Genomic DNA, 17,510 nt, shown 5'->3' with positions numbered 1-17,510 from the left:
CCGGATGTGAAAGACCGCCGGATCCCCACCGTAGCACGCATACCGGGCAGGAAACCGGCGAAGCCATGTCCTTATAAAAATGAGGGAAGAATGCACGATAAAGGGAATGGTGAGATATCCCGGCATTCTACGATATTCTATGGTTAATCCACGCACCCTGCGTCCGCGTTCCTGGGGATAAGGTCCGGTATTCCGTCCTCTATCGGGTAAGACACCCGGCAAGAGGCGCAGGTGAGCGTACCCTCGAGGATCTCATCGTCGTTCTCCTGGGTTACGGCAAGCGTCAGGTCCCCTTTGCATACCGGGCAACAGAGTATGGCGTGGAGGCTCCTCTTCATGACTGATCCCGGATATCGATGATCTGGGTAATCTCCGGCCCCGTGGAGATAAGGGTGATGGGATGGCCGATATCCTCTTCGGCCTGCGCCAGGAACTCCCTCGCCTTGGGGGTCAGTTTCGAGTATTCCCTGATCCCGTAGCAGGCCTTGTCCACCCGGTCGATCCCGGTGATGGCAGCCTGGGTACAGCCGTTGATCATCGCTGAGTAATGCGCCATCTCCCCGTCCCACTGGCCGATCCTACGCTGGCGGTGGGTGACGGTCCCGAACTCCTGGATCCCCATGCTGTCGGAGACGGATCTCGCCATCTCGGTCGAGAACGGTCCTTCGCCGACCCTGGTGGGGAACGCCTTGAAGACCACCACCACGTCGTCGATCCTGGTGGGCCCGACCCCGTTGTCCGCCGCGATCTGGGAGGCGGATGTGTCTTTGCTGGTCACGAAGGGGTACGTGCCGAAATAGAGTGAGATGCCGAACCCCTGGGTCCCCTCGAGGAGTACCGTCTCTCCCCGGTCCATCGCGGTGTTCAGCTCCAGGGGAACATCGATCAGATAAGGCTGCAGCTCCGGGACGTCCTTGGCCTGGCGGGAGGTCCGCAGTACCCGGTCCGAGTTCGCCGGACCGCACCCGCTCCCGGTGCTCCCGATCGTCTTCGCCAGGTGTTCGCTGCCCTTATCCCTCCGGATGTGCTCCTCCTCGATGATGCCGCACCGGTGGTCGACAAACGTCCGGTCTCCCACCCCGAGCAGGTCTATCTCGTGCGCGAACACCCGGGGGTCCACCAGTACCCCGGTGCCGATGAACAGTCGTGCATCCGGATAGATGAAGCCGGACGGTACCATCCGTACCCCGTACTCCTTATCTCCCACCTGGACGGTATGACCCGCGTTCGGGCCGACTCCACCGCGTGAGATTATGGTCGGCCTGTCGTGATGTGCGATATGGGCTACAATTTTGCCCTTTCCTTCATCCCCAAAAAATCCGCCGACTATGATCGTACAGCTCATTGTGCAACCGTACAGTATGAGACGAGATACGCCATAAAATTATACACCCCCTCGCACCCGGGAGAATGCAGCATACCGGGGAGGGACTTATGCCTGGATTTTATCGGAAACAGGGAGATGCCCGGGTGATGCTATTCCCATGAAATTGAATTCCAAAATCCTGTATCCGGGCAAAAAGCCTTACCATTCCCGTCCCGGGTAATTAACCATTCATGGATTTTCGGGGTTTGATTGCGAGCAGGAGCAGCCATCCGCTGCCCCGGATATTGCATGGTCATTAGGGAAATTGGGGAGAGATGTGGCCCCGGAACATTCTCTCCCCCACGATGTGCATACAAAAATCAGAGCGATTTTGATATCCTCGTGTCCACGTTCGAAATTATCCGCCGGTTTCGTCCTCCACCTGGCATTTTTCCTTGTTTTTTGCCCGGAAACAACGGTCGATGTTTCGGAAGTACCTCCAGTGCAGGACAAGGTGCAGGACCAGGAGGAGCGTGAACAGCATCGACCAGACATCGTGGACGTTTACCCATATCTGGCGGTTCACTCCCAGGAAGACGTTTGCGCCTGTTGAAAATCCTCCCTGGCCCAGAAATCCCCCGTTTCCGGAGGGAAGGACCCACAGGAGCACCGCACCCGTAATAAATGTAGGAATGAATGCGATCAGGGCGAGAAGATCCACGGTGGCATTGACAGTGACCAGTCTCATGGAGTAGTGGATGGCAATTGCGCGTGATAACGGTTGTGATCAAAATAACGTGGGGAGGGAAGGAATGCTCATGAAGAACTGTTGGCGGCGATGAAACGCTCCATCCGTTTCAGGGCCTCTTTTAAGTCCTCCCGGGAGACGGCGTAGGCACATCTGAGGTGGTCCTTTCCGCCCTCACCGAAGACGCTTCCCGGGACGACCCCTACATGCTCTTCCTTGAGGAGCCTCTCGGCAAATTCGTGGTCCGACATACCGGTCGATGCGACTGACGGGAATGCATAAAATGCCCCTTCGGGGACATGACAGGAGAGGCCTATCCTGTTGAGCCCGTCAACGATCAGGTTTCTCCTGACCCGGTACTCCCGGACCATCTGGTCTTTCTCAGCCTCCCCCTTCCTGATCCCCTCGAGTGCGGCGATCTGGCCCATCACCGGGGCGCAGAGCATGACATACTGGTGAATCTTGAGTGCCGCATCGCAGATGGGTTCGGGTGCGCAGAGGTACCCTATCCTCCACCCCGTCATCGCGTACGCCTTGGAGAACCCGTTCAGGGTAATGGTCCGTTCCCAGAGGTCTCCCACCGTTGCCGTGGATGCGTGCTCCCCGTCATAGGTGAGTTCCGAATAGACCTCGTCGCTTATCACCAGGAGATCGTGATCGACGGCGATATCCGCGATCCCCTTCAGGTCTTCACGCCGCATCACCGCCCCGGTGGGATTATTGGGAAAATTCATGATCAGCGCTTTGCTGCGGGGGGAGAGACGTTCCATCACCCTGTCAGGGTTGAGACGGAAGCGGTCCTCCTCGCCGCACGCGACCGGCACCGGCGTACCCCCGGCGAGAGTGACACAGGGTGCGTAAGAGACATAGCAGGGTTCCCCCACCAGTATCTCGTCTCCCGGGTCGGTGATCGCCCGGACCGCAATGTCGAGCCCTTCGGAGACCCCGGTGGTGATTACCATCTCCCGGTCCGGGCTATAGGTCAGCCCGTACCTCTGGGCGAGCCACCGGGAGAGTGCTTCACGCAACGTCTGCAGCCCCCTGTTCGAGGTATACGAGGTCCCCCCCTGCTCGATTGAATAGATGCTCGCCTCGCAGAGGTTCCACGGCGTGGAAAAATCAGGTTCTCCCACCCCCAGGGATATGACATCCTCCATGGTGAGCGCGAGATCGAAAAACCTGCGTATCCCCGAGGGGGGGATAGTTCTGGCCCGTCCTGAGACAAAATCCCTCATCGCCATCACCGTTACGGGGAGAAGGGAATCCGCTCACCGGACTCTTTTTCGAGGAATGCATGCCCGTTTTCCTTATAGGACTTCATGATAATATGGGTGGCCGTTTCCCGGATCCGGTCCATAGGCGCGATGTACTCGGAGACGAACCTGGCGATGTCCTGCATGCTTTTACCGGTTACGATTATCTGGAGATCATATGCCCCCGTTATGAGCCGCAGGGAGCGGACCTGGCGGAACCGGGAGATCCGCTCGGCGATACGATCGTAACCGTAGTCCCGCTCGGGGTTGACCTTGAGCTCGATGATTGCGGCGACCTCCCCGGTGCCTGCCCGCTCCCAGTCCACCAGTGCGTTGTAGCCCCGGATGATCCCTGCTGCCTCAAGGGCGGCAATCCGGCACTCTGCGTCCTGTGGCCCAAGCTCGGTCATCACCGCCAGCTCACCGATGGAGAGCCGGCTGTTGTCCTCCAGCAGATGCAGGAGGAGGAGGTCTTTCTCGTCCATTCTTGTTCACCTGAAAAGGGACTTTACCCATTCAAGATCCCGGACCGCCAGCTCGTCGCTGTTCAGGCGGGGGTCGTTGAGGATAACTCCCCATATCTTACTGGTATTGGCGTCGAACCACATTTCTTTTGTCCTGCCGTATCTCCCCCGGGAGACCACCCTGGTATTGATCACCCCGAGCATGTTCAGTTCGGAGATGAGGTCGGTGATCCTCCGGTGGGTGAGGACGTCCAGGTCGAGCGCGGGGGCCAGTTCCTTGTAAATCCTGGTCACTTCCCCGCTGGTGAAGATGATCTGGCCCATCTGCTCCAGGAGCAGCATGGAATACAGCACGACTTTGCTCTGTGTCGGCAGCGTGGCGATGCACTCGATCATGCTGTCCGTCTCGATCTTCGCCTGCGCCATCTTCACGTTGGCCTCGGTAACCCTGTCGCCGTCCTCCCGGTCCGCGAGCTCACCGGAGACGCGCAGGAGATCGAGCGCCCTCCTCGCATCCCCATGTTCCTGTGCCGCCAGGGCCGCGCAAAGGGGAATAACCCCTTCATCGAGGGCCCCGTCCGCGAAGGCCATTTCAGCCCTCTGCTGAAGAATATCGCAGAGCTGCGGGGCGTTATATGGGGGAAACACCAGCTCTTCCTCGGACAGGGATGAGAGAACCCGGGGATCAAGGAAATCCTTGAAACTCAGGTCGTTCGAGATCCCGATCACACTCACCTTCGACCGGCGAAGGTCGGTGTTGATCCTCGTGAGGTTGTAGAGGGTCTCGTCACCGCTTTTTTTCACCAGCTTGTCGATCTCGTCGAGCACAATGATGAGGACCCCTCCCGATGATTCCAACTGGTTTTTTAATTCCTGGTACACCTGGTCGGTAGGCCATCCGGTCATGGGAATGTGTATGCGTGCTTTATCGCTGGCCAGTTCATCTGTTCCGACCATGCTCTTTGAGATTTGGGCGAGTACCCTGTACTGGGTATCGATGACTTCGCAGTTGAGGTGCACCACGCGGCATGTCGTTCCCATGTGACCGCTCGCATTCTCCAGTTCGGTACCGACGTAACGTACGCAGGCGGTCTTCCCGGTACCGGTCTTTCCATAAATAAGAATGTTCGAGGGTGTTTCGTTCTTGAGCGCAGGTGCGAGGATAGAGGCTACCTGATCGATCTGAGGCCTCCTGTGCGGAAGGATTTGGGGGCGGTAGGAGTGTCTCAATACTTCCCTGTTTTTGAAGATCTTGTTATTTGCAAGATATCGTTTAAAAAGTCCTAGTGATGTTTCCTGATCGTCAGGCATGGGTACCCCCTGAGGAGAGGATCATATGCACACTTCCCTAAAAAACGTGATCTTTTGTGGTGCCGAACACCCCTTTGTTTCCATTGGAGGATCAACGTTGATTCCGTTTCATGAAGATCTAATGAAAATGAAGAGATTTCATTTCATGCGCTGTTGTGGTCTTTCCGCTAGAAGAATAACCTCCTGTTTCGGACCACCCCGACCCCATTGTTTCCACTGGAGAATCCGGAAAGGCACTTTTGATATTTTGTCCCTTTTTAGGAAAGGCAGCTTGTTGTATGTTGTAAATATTCTTCAATAAAAATGCATTGAATTGATCCGGGATATAGCCAAATCACATGATAGATACCGGATTAATATGAATTAGATAGAGAATCTATAGAGAGTGATGTCCCGGCAAACTACATTCAAAATTCATAATACATGCTAATTATGAGTAGTTCCATAGGAAATGAAGGGGTTTACCCACATTTCTCACTCATGTGAGAGATAGAGAGAGGAAGCTGCCTAATTTCAATCCGTATTAAAATTTGAAGACCATCATTCCTGTAAAACGCGGTGATATCACAGAACAGACCGTATTACCCCCATCTTTTGATCTCAATAAACAATTCTACCTCTCTACAATAGGTCCTTATCCGTGTAAAGATATAGAGTCACGTAACACTCAAAAAAGGTCTGAAATAATAGAATAGTCATTATAAATGACTTTTCCACACGAAATAAAGGGGTTAGACCGTGCGCTCAAGGGGCTGAAAACTCAATATCCGGGAGTAGTACACCCGGATAAGGGAAGGGAGTCCAGGAGAATGTACCGGGAGCAGATTGTTCGTATTCATCCTTGATCGACCCGACCCGTGAATCCCTGAAGGAGAAAGAACCCCGCTCCAGGCCTCAATAGAGCTATGTTTGCCGGCCCTGTCACTATAGGTTTCGAGGGAGGGAACTACGGGAACGCACCACCCGCTCCTTCCCCGGTTGTTAAAATACCGCGAATCCTCCACAGGCTCCAGTGGAAATGATGGGGTCCCTCCCGGTATATGGGCCGCCCCTCTCCGGGCGGACATTCAAGGGACCGCGCATGAGTACATAATTGATATTACGCGATGGTCACATTGTACATAATGGATCCCACACACGTTCAGCCCTTATCAATCGCTGCAGGGGTAATCACCGTTTCTTCTTCGAGGAATGAGTCGAACGATACGAGCGGGGCATTAATTAACGAACTCCTTGCCGCGGACGGGATACCCCTCCGGTACTACACTATCGTTCCCGACAGGATCGATGCCATCAGGGGAGCGGTGATAACCGCACTGGAATCGTGCAACTGCGTGGTGCTAAGCGGGGGGACGGGACTGACGCACGATGACTGTACCATCGAAGCAGTGACCCCCCTCCTTGAAAAGAAGATCGACGGATTCGGGGAGCTGTTCAGAATGAAGAGTTATGATGAGATCGGGACCGCCTCAATGCTGTCAAGAGCGATTGCAGGGATCACCGGGGGGAAAGTGATCTTCTGTATCCCGGGATCGACCAAGGCGGTCAGGCTCGCGGTAGGATCGCTCATCCTTCCCGAGATACGGCACATCCTCACCCACGCAAATAAGTAAAAGCATGTTTGAGATGATACCCGGGCAGTAAGTCGTTTCATCATTTCATCATCTCATCAATACGGGCAATCAGGTACCCCATCTTTTTCGACAAATATTAGGAGAAAAGATGTGGGATACACGGGAGTCACATAACGACAGGGTTCGTGGGGGGAGTCCCCGGACTCAATGGTGTGCCGGCCAGAAAAAATCCCGGAAATACGTAGCTAACGGTACACTTCGAGAAGGGCGACCCTTTCCAGGACAAGTTCGGTCAGACGGCCCGGGCCTGCGGCCTCGAGCTCGGCAGGAGTGATCGCAAAAATTTCGGCGAGCTTCCCGGCCTTTTCGGGAGAGATCGTCTCCCAGGCATCCCCCGTTTCCGCCACGACGACCTGGGGAAGAAGCTCCCCGAGGGCACCGGAGCTCGGCGGGCAGATACAGAGATAGGCCCGGTTCAGACCTTCATGCAACCCGAACCGCATGCCGGTCTGGCACTGGCGGGAGCCCGCGGCATACAGGAGGGCCTCCATCTCCACCCGCGAGGAGATCATGGATCCCGCAGCCTCCGCCCGGAACGCGTGCAACAATGCGGACATGACATGCGCCTCACCTGCCATGAGCTCAGCGTTGAAGAAGATCAGGCGTGTGCACCAACGATCTCCGATCATGCGGATCGCCTTGAGGAACGCCCCAGGGTCGGAGACCTCGACGGAGACCCGGCGGATATCGCATTCGCACCCGCTCATTCACCCACCCCGAAGTAGGAGAGATCCACGTTGCCCGGGCCTTTCACGGTCTTCTCATCTTTCCGTGGAGAAGCGTGTTCTTTCGAGGTGAGCGCCTGGAATACCTGTCGTGCAACTCCCCTGCCGAGGATGGTCGAGACCCGTTCTTCACCGGCTGCCCTGAGATCATCAGGTCCGGTAATACCGGAATTGAACAACCGCCGAGCCCTGACCCGGCCGATTTGGGGGATCCGGACCAGGGGGAGCAGCTCCCTCCTGACCCCGTTCTTCATGCAGATCTCGTATTCCCTGACCTCCCGGGCATACCTGGCGGCGAAGAGCTGTGCGAGCCTCCCGGTGGCATGCAGCAGCCAGTTGACACTCTCCACGAGGTTGTAGAGGTCGCCCGGTCCGATGGAATACCGTTCGCAGATCATGGCCTCCGGCACCTCCATTGACCAGTCGTTCAGGACCATCGCGGTCTTTAAGGTGCGGTAGTACTCTTCCTCGTCATCGATAGGGAGGTCCATCCACAGCTCACGGTCATGTTCGAAAACGAACTTCTCAAGGTAGTGAAGGTCCCTGTTCGCCACGTAGAGCGTATACATGTCCGGGGTGGCACACACCGTCTGAAGCACCCCGATATCCGAGTAGTTCTCCGCCTTCCCCAGCTGTGATACGATCAGTTCGGCGCTGTGGGGGTCAACGTAGAGCTGCGAGACAAGGGTGCCGAACTCCGTGGAGGAGAGCAGCCCGCCGTTCTCCACCACCATCTCGGTGTCCTCCAGGAACTTGAGAGAACGATCGATCACCGCGTTTAAGATACGCTGTCCCTTCCTCTGGTGATGGTAGAATGTCTGCTCCATGAACTGCCCGAGTTCAACCCTGGAGCGGGTGAACTTCGACGCGATGAGGGAGAGGATGTGGGTGGTGAGGGCCGCCTCGGAGGCGCACTGGGAATTCACGTCCTCGGGCTCCGCGTCGATGTAATACTCGAAGAGCGCCGCAACCTCCTGTTCGTCCTTTGCGATAAGCACGGATTCCCCGTAGGGGTCAAGGTGCGGTCTCCCCGCCCGCCCGGCCATCTGGTGGTATTCCCTGGCGGGGATGGGAACCATCCCTTCTCCGCCGGAGTATCTCCGGTAGTCGCGGACGATCACCCTCCTGGCAGGCAGGTTGAGCCCTGCGGCGAGTGTCGGGGTGGAGGCGATGCACTTGATATGTCCTTTCCTGAACCCTTCCTCAACCACGGCCCGTTCCTCTCTGCGGAGCCCGGCGTGGTGAAACGCTGCCCCCTGACCGACGCACACCGCGAGCACACGATCCGCATCCGTATCCGCCAGTTTTTCAAGCTGTTTCCGGTAATTCTCGAGCTCCGGGGAATCCGCCTTAATCGCTTTCGCGGCCCTCTTGGCGAATGCCTCGGAGTTCTTCCGGGAAGAAACGAACGCCAGGCACTGCCCGCCTTCCTCGATGGTGTCCATCATCAGGTTCAGATCCTCGTACTTCGAGATGACCCGGACCGGGCGTTCCCCTTCGTGGAAGCGTATTGTCCCGTCGTAGTACACTCCCTGCCGAAGGTCGACCGGGCGCCAGGTGCTGGTCACCATGGATGCATCGAGCCATTGGGCCAGTGAGCCGGGGTTTCCGATGGTGGCCGAGAGCGCGATCAGCTGTATCCCCGGGTTCCTGCTTCGCATCTTGGTGATGACCATCTCCAGGGTCGCCCCGCGATCGGGGGAGTCGATCAGGTGCACCTCATCTACTACCAGGAGGGTGATCTCCGGAAGCCACGGGGCAGCATTCCGCAGGAGCGAGTCGACCTTTTCGCTTGTAGCGACGATGATATCGTTCCTTCCCAGGTACTCGTCACGGCGGTCAAGGTCTCCAGTGGAAATCCCGACCTTCACCGCCTTCCCGGAAAAATCTTCAAATTTTTCGCTTGCGAGGGCTTTCAGGGGGACGATATAGAGGCATTTTCCCCCCCTGGCGATATGGTGATGCATGGCCATCTCGGCGATGAGAGTCTTGCCGCTCGCGGTGGGGATTGCGACCAGAAGATTTTTCCCCTCGAACATGCCCTTCTCTATACATTCGGATTGGGGTGGATAGAGTTCCCGTATACCGGCCCGGAGGTAACATTCCTTCAACGACGCAGGCAGCGGAAGATCTGCAACCTTTACCATAACCCCCTCATTTCCATTCTAGTGCCCTCATATTTTCATGCGTTAGCTTAACTGATCGATCTGAACCGGATTTCTGTCCACTGGAAATAGAGCCCGGCAGAGAGACGGAGGCCGGGACTTAATAATAATAGTCCAGCATCTCCTGCTTTGCTTCTCTCTTTTTTCGTTCCAGGAACGAATACACCGCTTCATGGGGGATACCGTTCAGGATCATCTCCACCGCTTCCCGCGCAACCTTGATCTGTTCGGGGAGCCCGATAAGCGCGACTGTTTTTCCAAAGACCGAGATCATGGTGTTCGTCATATGCTCGATCTGCTCTCTCGATTTCCCGTCGCGTCCGATGATCCTTCCCCTGATTCTGTCGAGCTGCCGTGGGTTGTCCGCGATACCGGAGAGGTCCATCACATCGAGGAGCAGGTCTTCGTCTTCCAGTAATGAAAATGCCCTTTCCGGAGAAAAGCCGCGGTTGATCGCGGTAATTACCTCGACCGCCCGGAGCGCCCCCACGGCATCGTCCCCTTCTACCCGGACCAGTCCTTCCGTGCTGTCTATAGTGATCCTGGTCCTGGTCTTCTCCTCGAGTTCCTGTTTGGTAGCGCCTCCTTTTCCGATAAGGACTCCCACCCGGTTTGCGGCTATCTTGATCTCCTGCATCATGCTCTTGTCACCTTGTCTCTCGTTCCCTCTCCGGGAACAACTCCGCTGATATCGGAAAAAAGCTCTTTCTCATTTTTCACTTCACATTTACTCCGGAAGAACCGGGTGATATTCGATATGTCCCGGAAGAGGAACTGGAGGGCCCGCGGGTGATCCAGGGTCACCGACTGGCCCATATCGATCACGTACATCCGGTCCCCCATCAGGACATTGAACTCGCTCAGGTCGGCGTGAACAAGCCGGGCTTTGTGATAGAGGTCCCTGATGAAGGATACGAGTTCCTCGTAGGTCGCTGCGGGGTCCTCCAGGTTCACGCTTCGTAGCGGGGGGTACGCCACTTCATGGTCACCCAGGAACTGCATAATAAGGATGTTCCTGTCCCAGACGAGCGGTTCGGGGACCGGAAGACCTACCTCGTGTGCGCGTGCCAGGTTGGCGAACTCTTTCCTGGTCCAGGTGAACACCACGTCCTTCCTCGTCCTCCGTATACCCGAGAACCGCCGGTCGCCTACGATGTACTCTGTCATGGCATTGAAATTGGCGGTTCTTATACGGTAGATCTTGATCGCGACAGGCTGTTCCTGCCGTTCGGCATAGAACACGTTCGCCTCTTTTCCGGTGCTGACAGGCCCGCCGATCGCGGTGATCCATTTTTTCTGGACGAGCTTGTACAGGGAGAGCAGGGTGACCTCGTCAAATACTTCGCCCCGCACTTTCAGCGAATCGACATCCTTGATCCGAACACCCAGCTCCTCGATCTTCCTGTCGAACCGGTCCTCGTTCTGTTCTTTTTTCACTGCACTCCCTGGATTTTAGTTAATATAGTCCCTCACGCATGCCAGGACCTCGGAAAGATACCTTGCCACGGTCTTTTTCAGGTCCAGGGGGTGGATCTCCCCTTTCCGGTATGCATCCTCCATCTCCCCGTAGGTTTCGAATGTCCGATCCCCGCCGAACTTCTCCGGGCGCCTGACCACCACTTCAGTGACACGGGGGAATATATGATACTGCAGGATCTGCAGTACTGGATTTTCCTCGCACTCCGGCGGGCAGAATGCCTTCTGGCATTTGCGCTCGATATCTTCCACGGAGTCGGCAACCGAGATGTAATTACCACTCGAGGAGGACATCTTCTTTCCGTCCAGGCCGTTCAGAATGGGGGTGTGGATGCAGACCGGTGCCGGGTATCCCGCCGTGACGAGGTATTCCCGGGCCAGCATGTGGATCTTGCGCTGGTCGATCCCACCGACCGCGGCATCTACTCCAAGGCTCGCGATATCGACCATCTGCATGATGGGATAGATCATCTGGGAGACGGTGGGGGCCTCCATCTGCCTCCCCACCTCGTCCATGCTCCTTTTGGCCCGGTTCAGGGTGATCGCCTGCGAAAGGGTGAGGACGTTTAACTCGTACTCGGGATTAAGCTGGAGGTCGGAACCAAGCACGTACCGGACTCCGGAGAGTCCCAGCCCCTCGAAACACCGGCGATTATAATCCGCGAGTTCACGTACCTGCTCCATGGTCCCTTTCCTGTTGAGGAACGCGTGGAGGTCGGCGAGCAGGACGATCACCTCGAACCCGGCCTCTTTCATGTCCATCAGTTTGTTGATGGTCACCAGGTGCCCCAGGTGGATCTCGCCGCTCGGCTCATACCCCGCATATACTTTCTTCTGGGGTTTTGCGAGGAGATTCGATAATTCGTCCTCGGTGACGACCTCGACGGTATTCCGCGTCACCAGTGAGTAGGCATCCATCAGCAATAATTTGGCGATGCGGATGGATTAAGGATTGCGTGCGGATCATGAGGAACGCCGTGCCCGGGCCCACATGGAGGACCCCCCCGAAGGAGACGAAAAATGCCGGGGAAATGAAAGGAAGAAGGAAAAAACGGAGATTTGACGGCCCATGGAATGGATCCTCCGGAGATTCCATACCGTCGGACCTTTATAAAAATATTCGGACAATAAAAAATATTCGGAGAATATTCGATCAGATCGGAACGAAGTTCAGGGCATCGTTCGTGATCTCGATGGATCGTGCCGGGTCGGTGACGGTTCCCATCATAGCCCTGATGGCGTCGATGTTCTCCACCACGACGTCCGCCTCCTGGTGGATGGCCTGGAAGAGATAGAGGTCGCGGCCGAGTACCGATACGGACTCTTCGAAGATCCCGTTCTCCCAGAGATCGGACCTGCACCTGCCGAGGTCCATGGCGTACTCCTTGAGTTCTGCGGTGCTGGTTATCCCGGTAGACTTCCGTACAAGCCCCATGCGGGGGTGTTTCTCGATGATCTCCAGGACCCGTTCCCTGGACCCCTCTTTTTTGAGGTCCATCTGGACCACGTGCATGTGCATCATTGTAACCGGGACGATCATGGCCAGGGTGACGATATTGATGTGCGGGAGCACGGTCTGCACATCGGGCCCGTGGTGGCTGGGAATTGTCACCGGATTGAGCACCACGGCGTCGATCGGGCCTCTCTTGATATCACCGGGATCTCCTCCCCTCCGGACCATCACCGCCCGGACCTTCTCCACCCCGTACTCATTGTCCATGGCCTTGATGATCCTGCAGAGCCCTGTGGTGTTGCAGGAGACCACCCGGGTGAACGGCCGCCCGATCGCCTCCCGGTAGTTGCAGTCCGAGTTGAACGAGAACCCCGCCACCTCGTGGTCCTCGCCTCCCTGCCAGATCGCCTTGATCCCGAGTTTTTCGTAGAGTGGCCTGTTCTTTGCCCCCACCCCGCCGGGAGTCGCGTCAACCACGATGTCCGCTGCATTGAGCATATCCTCAACGCTGCCCGCAACCGGGATTCCCGCCTTTTCAAAGGCGTCTTTTTTTGCCATGTCGGCGATATAGAGCGGATACCCACGGAATTTTGCGATGTAGGCCTCATGGCTGGGCCTGGTCTTGGAGACGCCCACCAGCTGCATGTCCGGCTGTGCGGCCACCGCATCGGCCACCCTCTTCCCGATGGTGCCGTACCCGTTGATAGCGACTTTGATCATATGGTGAAGGAGTCGTACAGAAGGGAATTAAAAGTTATCCTTCGGAATGATGTCCCCCAGGAAAGTGTTCGAGAGATCCAGTCCCGATCTATCCCCAATGTTTCCACTGGAACTTATCTCCACTGGAAATATCGCGAGCACGACCGAGCCGGCCCGTATCTCCGAAAAAATATAAATCCCCGTGGAGCACAACTCGGGCATCCCATGAAGAAAATCGTCACCCTTCTTCCCGCACCTCCTTATGACTTCCCGCTGAGTGCGAGGATCTTTTCAGAAGGAGATCCGGCTATCCGGAGTTTCAGGGACGGAATCTTCACGCATGCCTTCTGCCTGGAAGACCGGCTGCGGGTGGTCGCGGAAGTCCGGCCTGGAGGGTCCGTCGAGGATCCTCTTCTCGAACTCTCCATTCGCTCACCCGCCCGGCTGGCGGCTGACACGGTGGATCTTGTGAAGACCCGCATTGAGAACATCCTGAACATCAGGGATGATCTTCGCCCGTTTTACTCGGAAATGCATGAGGACCCGATCATGACGGAGTTGTGCACGCGGCTGAGAGGGCTGAAATCCCCCACCACCCCTACCGTCTTCGAGGCCCTGGCGGACTCCATCATCGAGCAGCAGATCTCCCTCGCCGCGGCCCGCAAAATGGAAGATAAACTGGTGAAGGAGTTCGGGGCCAGTTTCGTTCTCGACGGTGAGGAGTTCTTCTGTTATCCCTCTCCGGGAACGCTCGCGGCGGGGACCCCTGAACGGTTCAGGGCGTGCGGGCTCTCCACCCGCAAGGGAGAATACATCCGGGATACATCCCGCCTTATCGCCGAGGGAACTCTCGATCTGGAGGGGTTGCGGGAATACGAGGACATCGACGTGATCATCGGAAAACTGATGGAAATACGGGGAATAGGGAGATGGACGGCGGAACTCACCGTGCTCCGGGGGATGCACCGCGTCGAGGCGATCCCGGCGGACGATCTCGGCATCAGGAAACTTATCTCCCGTTTTTACCGGGACGGCGATGATATCACCGGAGAGGAAGCGCGGGGTATCGCAAAACGGTGGGGGAGGTGGAAGGGCCTTGCCGCGTTTTACCTGATAATTGCCGGGTGGTCGGGTATTTCGCCTCCGGGGCACAAGCCGTTGTGAGGATAAACGCACTTCTCCGTTCCAATTTTTTCATCGGTTTCCTTCAGGTATCCGCGTGGTTGAAGAGGACATCCTGATTGTTTCGTGATCATATTCCGGATGGATCACCGGTCGTGGACATCTGGACGTGTAACTGTTCGTGCGGATGAAAAACCATAACGGGACCGGTGCAGAAGGGATGCATATGGACCCATCCGGCACGGTCCTCATTTCGGAACGGCTCCGGCTCCGGCCTTTCGTCATGGAGGACGCACCGGCGGTCGCCGGGCTTGCAGGCGCTCGGGAGATCGCGAGGTGTACCACACGGATTCCACACCCCTACCAAGAAGAGATGGCCCGTGAATGGATCTCCACTCACGCGGGGGGGTGGGCACGCCGGGAGCACGCGATTTTCGCGGTCTCCCAAAAGGACACGGAATCACTCATCGGGGCGGTTGGGCTGGAGAAGATACACCGGGAGTTCTTCCATGCGGAGATTGGGTATTGGATCGGTGTGCCCTTCTGGAACCGCGGGTTCGGGACCGAAGCGGTTGCCGCGGTAGTTACCTACGGATTTTCAACGCTTGATCTTCACCGGATCTACGCCAGGATCATGAGTGGTAACCGCGGATCGGCGAAAGTACTTGAAAAATGCGGCTTCTCCCATGAAGGAACAATGAAGGAGCATGTGTATAAAAATGGAAAATTCGTGGATATCGAGATTTATGGGATCCTGACCGATGAACCCGCTCCCGGATGCAATGAACCAGGTAAGGAATCCTCCGCAGGAGTCAGTATGTCGTCCCGCCGGGAACTCTTTCGGTCGTAAATCCCCGCAATTCCCGCCAGGCACGGAGAAACGGTATGAAATTCAGGTTTTACGGGTCGGAAATCATGAACCGCAGTTTGTACGGCCAGTACCCGCACTGCGAAATGCCGGAAGAATGTGCGAAGCCCGGGAGTCAGTCGTTGGAAAAAGAAATAATCCCGGACGGGAACAGACTCATATGGACACTGACGAAGAGAGTTACCGGCGGGCGAAGGCACGGGTCGATGCACTGAAAGGGTTCTACACCCACCTGGGGATTTACATAGTCGTCAACCTCCTTCTCTTTACCATAAACTATCTCACCTCGCCGGGTATCTGGTGGTTCTACTGGGTTACGGTATTCTGGGGAATCGGCGTCATCTGGCACGGTTCGAGCGTCATTCTCCACGATCGCGTCTTCTCCCGGGAATGGGAGGAGAAGAAGATCCAGAAGTACATGGAGGAAGAGAAGAAGTAATCCCGTCTATCCCTCGTCACTTTCGCGGGTTTTTTCGCCTTCTCCCCCGTTACGAACAGAGTACTTTCCGGGTAATTTTTATTTCCGGATCTGGTCGAACCGGAGGATCTCATGGCTCACCAGGGCACCCTTCTCATCGAGCCCCATCACCACGAAGAGTTCCATTACCTTGTTCTCCATGCTGACGGCAGAGGGGTTTCCCCCCACCCTGACAAAACCAAGCGAGGCGAGCTCCCCAAGTATCAGATCGGACTGTTCAGGTCCGTACGACGAGAATATTCCCTCCATTTTCCGGACCATCTCCTCCTGTAATTCCCGGTTCACCATACGCTCGTACTGAGGGCGGCGAGATATTTTAATGATCCCTTTCGGGTAAAAATCCGCCGTGGCGCGCTAGGATCTGGTCATCGCGAAGTTCACGCCATTCCCTGGTAACTGCACATCACCAGGGATGCGTGGTGGAACCCGGTTTTACACCCGTCCCATGAGTTCGGAGACCCTGATAAAACAGAAATCCGCTTCGTCAGGTTCGTCCAGGTGCTTCATCGCTTCGCCGCGGTGGTACCACGCCAGGGTATATCCCGGGTCGAGCCGGAGCACCGCGTTGAAACAGGAGACCGCGTCGCGATACCGGGACTGCCCGAGCATGCACATCCCGGCATGGTAATGGGCCTCGATGTGGCTGGGATCGATCCGTGTTACACGGAGATAGCAGCCGGCCGCCTTTTCGGTCCTGCCCAGGCGTTCCATTACGCCGGCAAGGTCGAACCATGCATCGATAAATCCGGGGTCGATCTCGATTACTTTCTGGTAACAGGGGATTGCATCTTCGTAGCGTCCGAGCTTTTTGAGGGCGAGCGCACGGCAATACCATGCCTGGAGGTGACGGGGCATGAGTTCGACGGTATTCGCGTAGTAGCCCTCCGCGTCTTCGTACCGCCCGGCCTGGAAAAGGGCCAGGTTCCCCATGGCGTACCACGTATCCGCTCGCTTCTTTCTCAACCGGGGATCGTCCGGGACGTAGAGGGCGGCACGGTCAAAACAGTCAAGGGCTTCCGCATACCTTTTCTGCCGCTTTTTCACCTCTCCGAGGTGCAGGAGCGCCCTGAAATGTTCCGGCTCATGCCGGAGCGCCGCACGGAAGGAGGTCTCCGCCTGGTCGAGCCTCCCCAGCTGAATGAGGCAGAGACCCTTTGAAACGATGAACGTCACGTTCTTCGGGTTTTTTTCAAGTGCCTGCACGTAACACTCAAGTGCACCTTCATAATCCCGCTGGAGGAACAGCACCTGCCCTTTCCATGCCCAGGGATATTCATACCCCGGATCGGCCGACAACGCCCGGTCGAAGTAGATCAGTGCCTCATCCTTCTTGCCCATGCCAAAGATCAAGAGTCCTTTTTCATGAAGCGCGGGCACATAATCCGGAGAATTTTCGAGCGCGTTATCGAAGAGCATCATCGCCTCGAGGAGCAGGCCCATCTCCCTTCTTTTCCAGGCGATCTGGCGGAGCAGTGATCCTTTGTTCACCAATGCCTCGGGATACGCGGGACGTATCTCGAGCGCCCGGTCGTAGGAATGCCGGGAGTCTTCGACCCTCCCGAGGGCAAGACAGACCAGCCCCCGCTGGTTCCAGGCCTCGCACGATCCCGGGTCCTCCTGCAGGGCCTGGTCCAGGCATTCCAGCGCATCTTCGTACTGCTCTTTCTGGTAACAGCTGCACCCCTCTGCAAGAAGCTTCCGGGAAGGGTCTTCAACAGTGCCGAAAATTCTGTCAAACAGCCCCATCCGGAAAAAATCAACCTCAAAAAATCTCTCTTCTTATGTTTTATATTCGTTGCCCCTTGTGC

General features: G+C 56.5%; 18 protein-coding genes. 4 read left to right on the top strand and 14 right to left on the bottom strand.

What is annotated here, in order from left to right; genetic code table 11:
- Window positions 1-143: 143 nt before the first annotated feature.
- From J2741_RS06750 to J2741_RS06725, 6 genes are all read right to left on the bottom strand, one after another.
- Window positions 144-338, bottom strand: a complete 195-nt coding sequence (locus tag J2741_RS06750; protein WP_209674233.1) for a methytransferase partner Trm112 — start codon at window positions 336-338, stop codon at window positions 144-146.
- Window positions 335-1,345: an adenylosuccinate synthetase gene (locus J2741_RS06745; protein ID WP_209674232.1), complete on the bottom strand. Its 1,011-nt coding sequence runs from the start codon at window positions 1,343-1,345 to the stop codon at window positions 335-337. Before J2741_RS06745 ends, J2741_RS06750 begins: the two co-directional genes overlap by 4 nt.
- 379 nt (window positions 1,346-1,724) lie before the next feature.
- Complete coding sequence (locus J2741_RS06740) at window positions 1,725-2,054, bottom strand: DUF4405 domain-containing protein (protein ID WP_209674231.1); 330 nt, start codon at window positions 2,052-2,054, stop codon at window positions 1,725-1,727.
- 68 nt (window positions 2,055-2,122) lie between these two features.
- On the bottom strand, window positions 2,123-3,289 hold the full coding sequence (locus J2741_RS06735; RefSeq protein ID WP_209674230.1) for an aminotransferase class I/II-fold pyridoxal phosphate-dependent enzyme: 1,167 nt from the start codon (window positions 3,287-3,289) through the stop codon (window positions 2,123-2,125).
- A gap of 11 nt (window positions 3,290-3,300) precedes the next feature.
- Window positions 3,301-3,792: an Lrp/AsnC family transcriptional regulator gene (locus J2741_RS06730; protein WP_209674229.1), complete on the bottom strand. Its 492-nt coding sequence runs from the start codon at window positions 3,790-3,792 to the stop codon at window positions 3,301-3,303.
- Between the two features lie 6 nt (window positions 3,793-3,798).
- A complete protein-coding gene (locus J2741_RS06725) occupies window positions 3,799-5,082 on the bottom strand; it encodes an ORC1-type DNA replication protein (RefSeq protein ID WP_209674228.1) in 1,284 nt (427 codons plus the stop codon).
- Between the two features lie 1,124 nt (window positions 5,083-6,206).
- On the opposite strand from J2741_RS06725, the gene J2741_RS06720 reads away from it, so the two are divergent.
- On the top strand, window positions 6,207-6,695 hold the full coding sequence (locus J2741_RS06720) for a MogA/MoaB family molybdenum cofactor biosynthesis protein (protein ID WP_209674227.1): 489 nt from the start codon (window positions 6,207-6,209) through the stop codon (window positions 6,693-6,695).
- A gap of 206 nt (window positions 6,696-6,901) precedes the next feature.
- Here J2741_RS06720 and cgi121 read toward each other — a convergent pair whose 3' ends face one another.
- From cgi121 to J2741_RS06690, 6 genes are all read right to left on the bottom strand, one after another.
- Window positions 6,902-7,423, bottom strand: coding sequence for a KEOPS complex subunit Cgi121 (gene cgi121, locus J2741_RS06715; RefSeq protein ID WP_209674226.1), 522 nt, complete (start codon window positions 7,421-7,423; stop codon window positions 6,902-6,904).
- On the bottom strand, window positions 7,420-9,588 hold the full coding sequence (locus J2741_RS06710) for an ATP-dependent DNA helicase (RefSeq protein WP_209674225.1): 2,169 nt from the start codon (window positions 9,586-9,588) through the stop codon (window positions 7,420-7,422). Before J2741_RS06710 ends, cgi121 begins: the two co-directional genes overlap by 4 nt.
- A 118-nt stretch (window positions 9,589-9,706) precedes the next feature.
- A complete protein-coding gene (locus J2741_RS06705; RefSeq protein WP_209674224.1) occupies window positions 9,707-10,246 on the bottom strand; it encodes a KH domain-containing protein in 540 nt (179 codons plus the stop codon).
- Window positions 10,243-11,043, bottom strand: coding sequence for a serine protein kinase RIO (locus J2741_RS06700; RefSeq protein ID WP_209674223.1), 801 nt, complete (start codon window positions 11,041-11,043; stop codon window positions 10,243-10,245). The genes J2741_RS06705 and J2741_RS06700 overlap by 4 nt, the downstream gene beginning before the upstream one ends.
- Window positions 11,044-11,058: 15 nt before the next feature.
- Window positions 11,059-12,000, bottom strand: a complete 942-nt coding sequence (locus tag J2741_RS06695) for a tyrosine--tRNA ligase (RefSeq protein ID WP_209674222.1) — start codon at window positions 11,998-12,000, stop codon at window positions 11,059-11,061.
- Window positions 12,001-12,235: 235 nt separating this feature from the next.
- Entirely contained in the window at window positions 12,236-13,255 is a 1,020-nt protein-coding gene (locus tag J2741_RS06690) for a type II glyceraldehyde-3-phosphate dehydrogenase (RefSeq protein WP_209674221.1), read from the bottom strand.
- Between the two features lie 204 nt (window positions 13,256-13,459).
- Here J2741_RS06690 and J2741_RS06685 point away from each other — a divergent pair, with 204 nt between their 5' ends.
- The 3 genes from J2741_RS06685 (at window position 13,460) to J2741_RS06675 (ending at window position 15,663) form a co-directional block, all read left to right on the top strand.
- Window positions 13,460-14,398: a DNA-3-methyladenine glycosylase family protein gene (locus tag J2741_RS06685; protein ID WP_209674220.1), complete on the top strand. Its 939-nt coding sequence runs from the start codon at window positions 13,460-13,462 to the stop codon at window positions 14,396-14,398.
- Window positions 14,399-14,582: 184 nt separating this feature from the next.
- Window positions 14,583-15,206: a GNAT family N-acetyltransferase gene (locus J2741_RS06680; RefSeq protein WP_209674219.1), complete on the top strand. Its 624-nt coding sequence runs from the start codon at window positions 14,583-14,585 to the stop codon at window positions 15,204-15,206.
- Between the two features lie 178 nt (window positions 15,207-15,384).
- Window positions 15,385-15,663 (top strand): 2TM domain-containing protein, encoded by a 279-nt coding sequence (locus J2741_RS06675; RefSeq protein WP_209674218.1) that lies wholly within the window; start codon window positions 15,385-15,387, stop codon window positions 15,661-15,663.
- Between the two features lie 78 nt (window positions 15,664-15,741).
- Here J2741_RS06675 and J2741_RS06670 read toward each other — a convergent pair whose 3' ends face one another.
- Window positions 15,742-15,990, bottom strand: a complete 249-nt coding sequence (locus J2741_RS06670; protein WP_209674217.1) for a hypothetical protein — start codon at window positions 15,988-15,990, stop codon at window positions 15,742-15,744.
- A gap of 144 nt (window positions 15,991-16,134) precedes the next feature.
- Window positions 16,135-17,448: a tetratricopeptide repeat protein gene (locus J2741_RS06665; RefSeq protein WP_209674216.1), complete on the bottom strand. Its 1,314-nt coding sequence runs from the start codon at window positions 17,446-17,448 to the stop codon at window positions 16,135-16,137.
- Window positions 17,449-17,510 lie beyond the last annotated feature (62 nt).

The organism is Methanolinea mesophila (assembly GCF_017873855.1).
Lineage (GTDB): Archaea > Halobacteriota > Methanomicrobia > Methanomicrobiales > Methanospirillaceae > Methanolinea_B > Methanolinea_B mesophila.
This window is presented reverse-complemented; position numbering and strand designations above follow the sequence as displayed.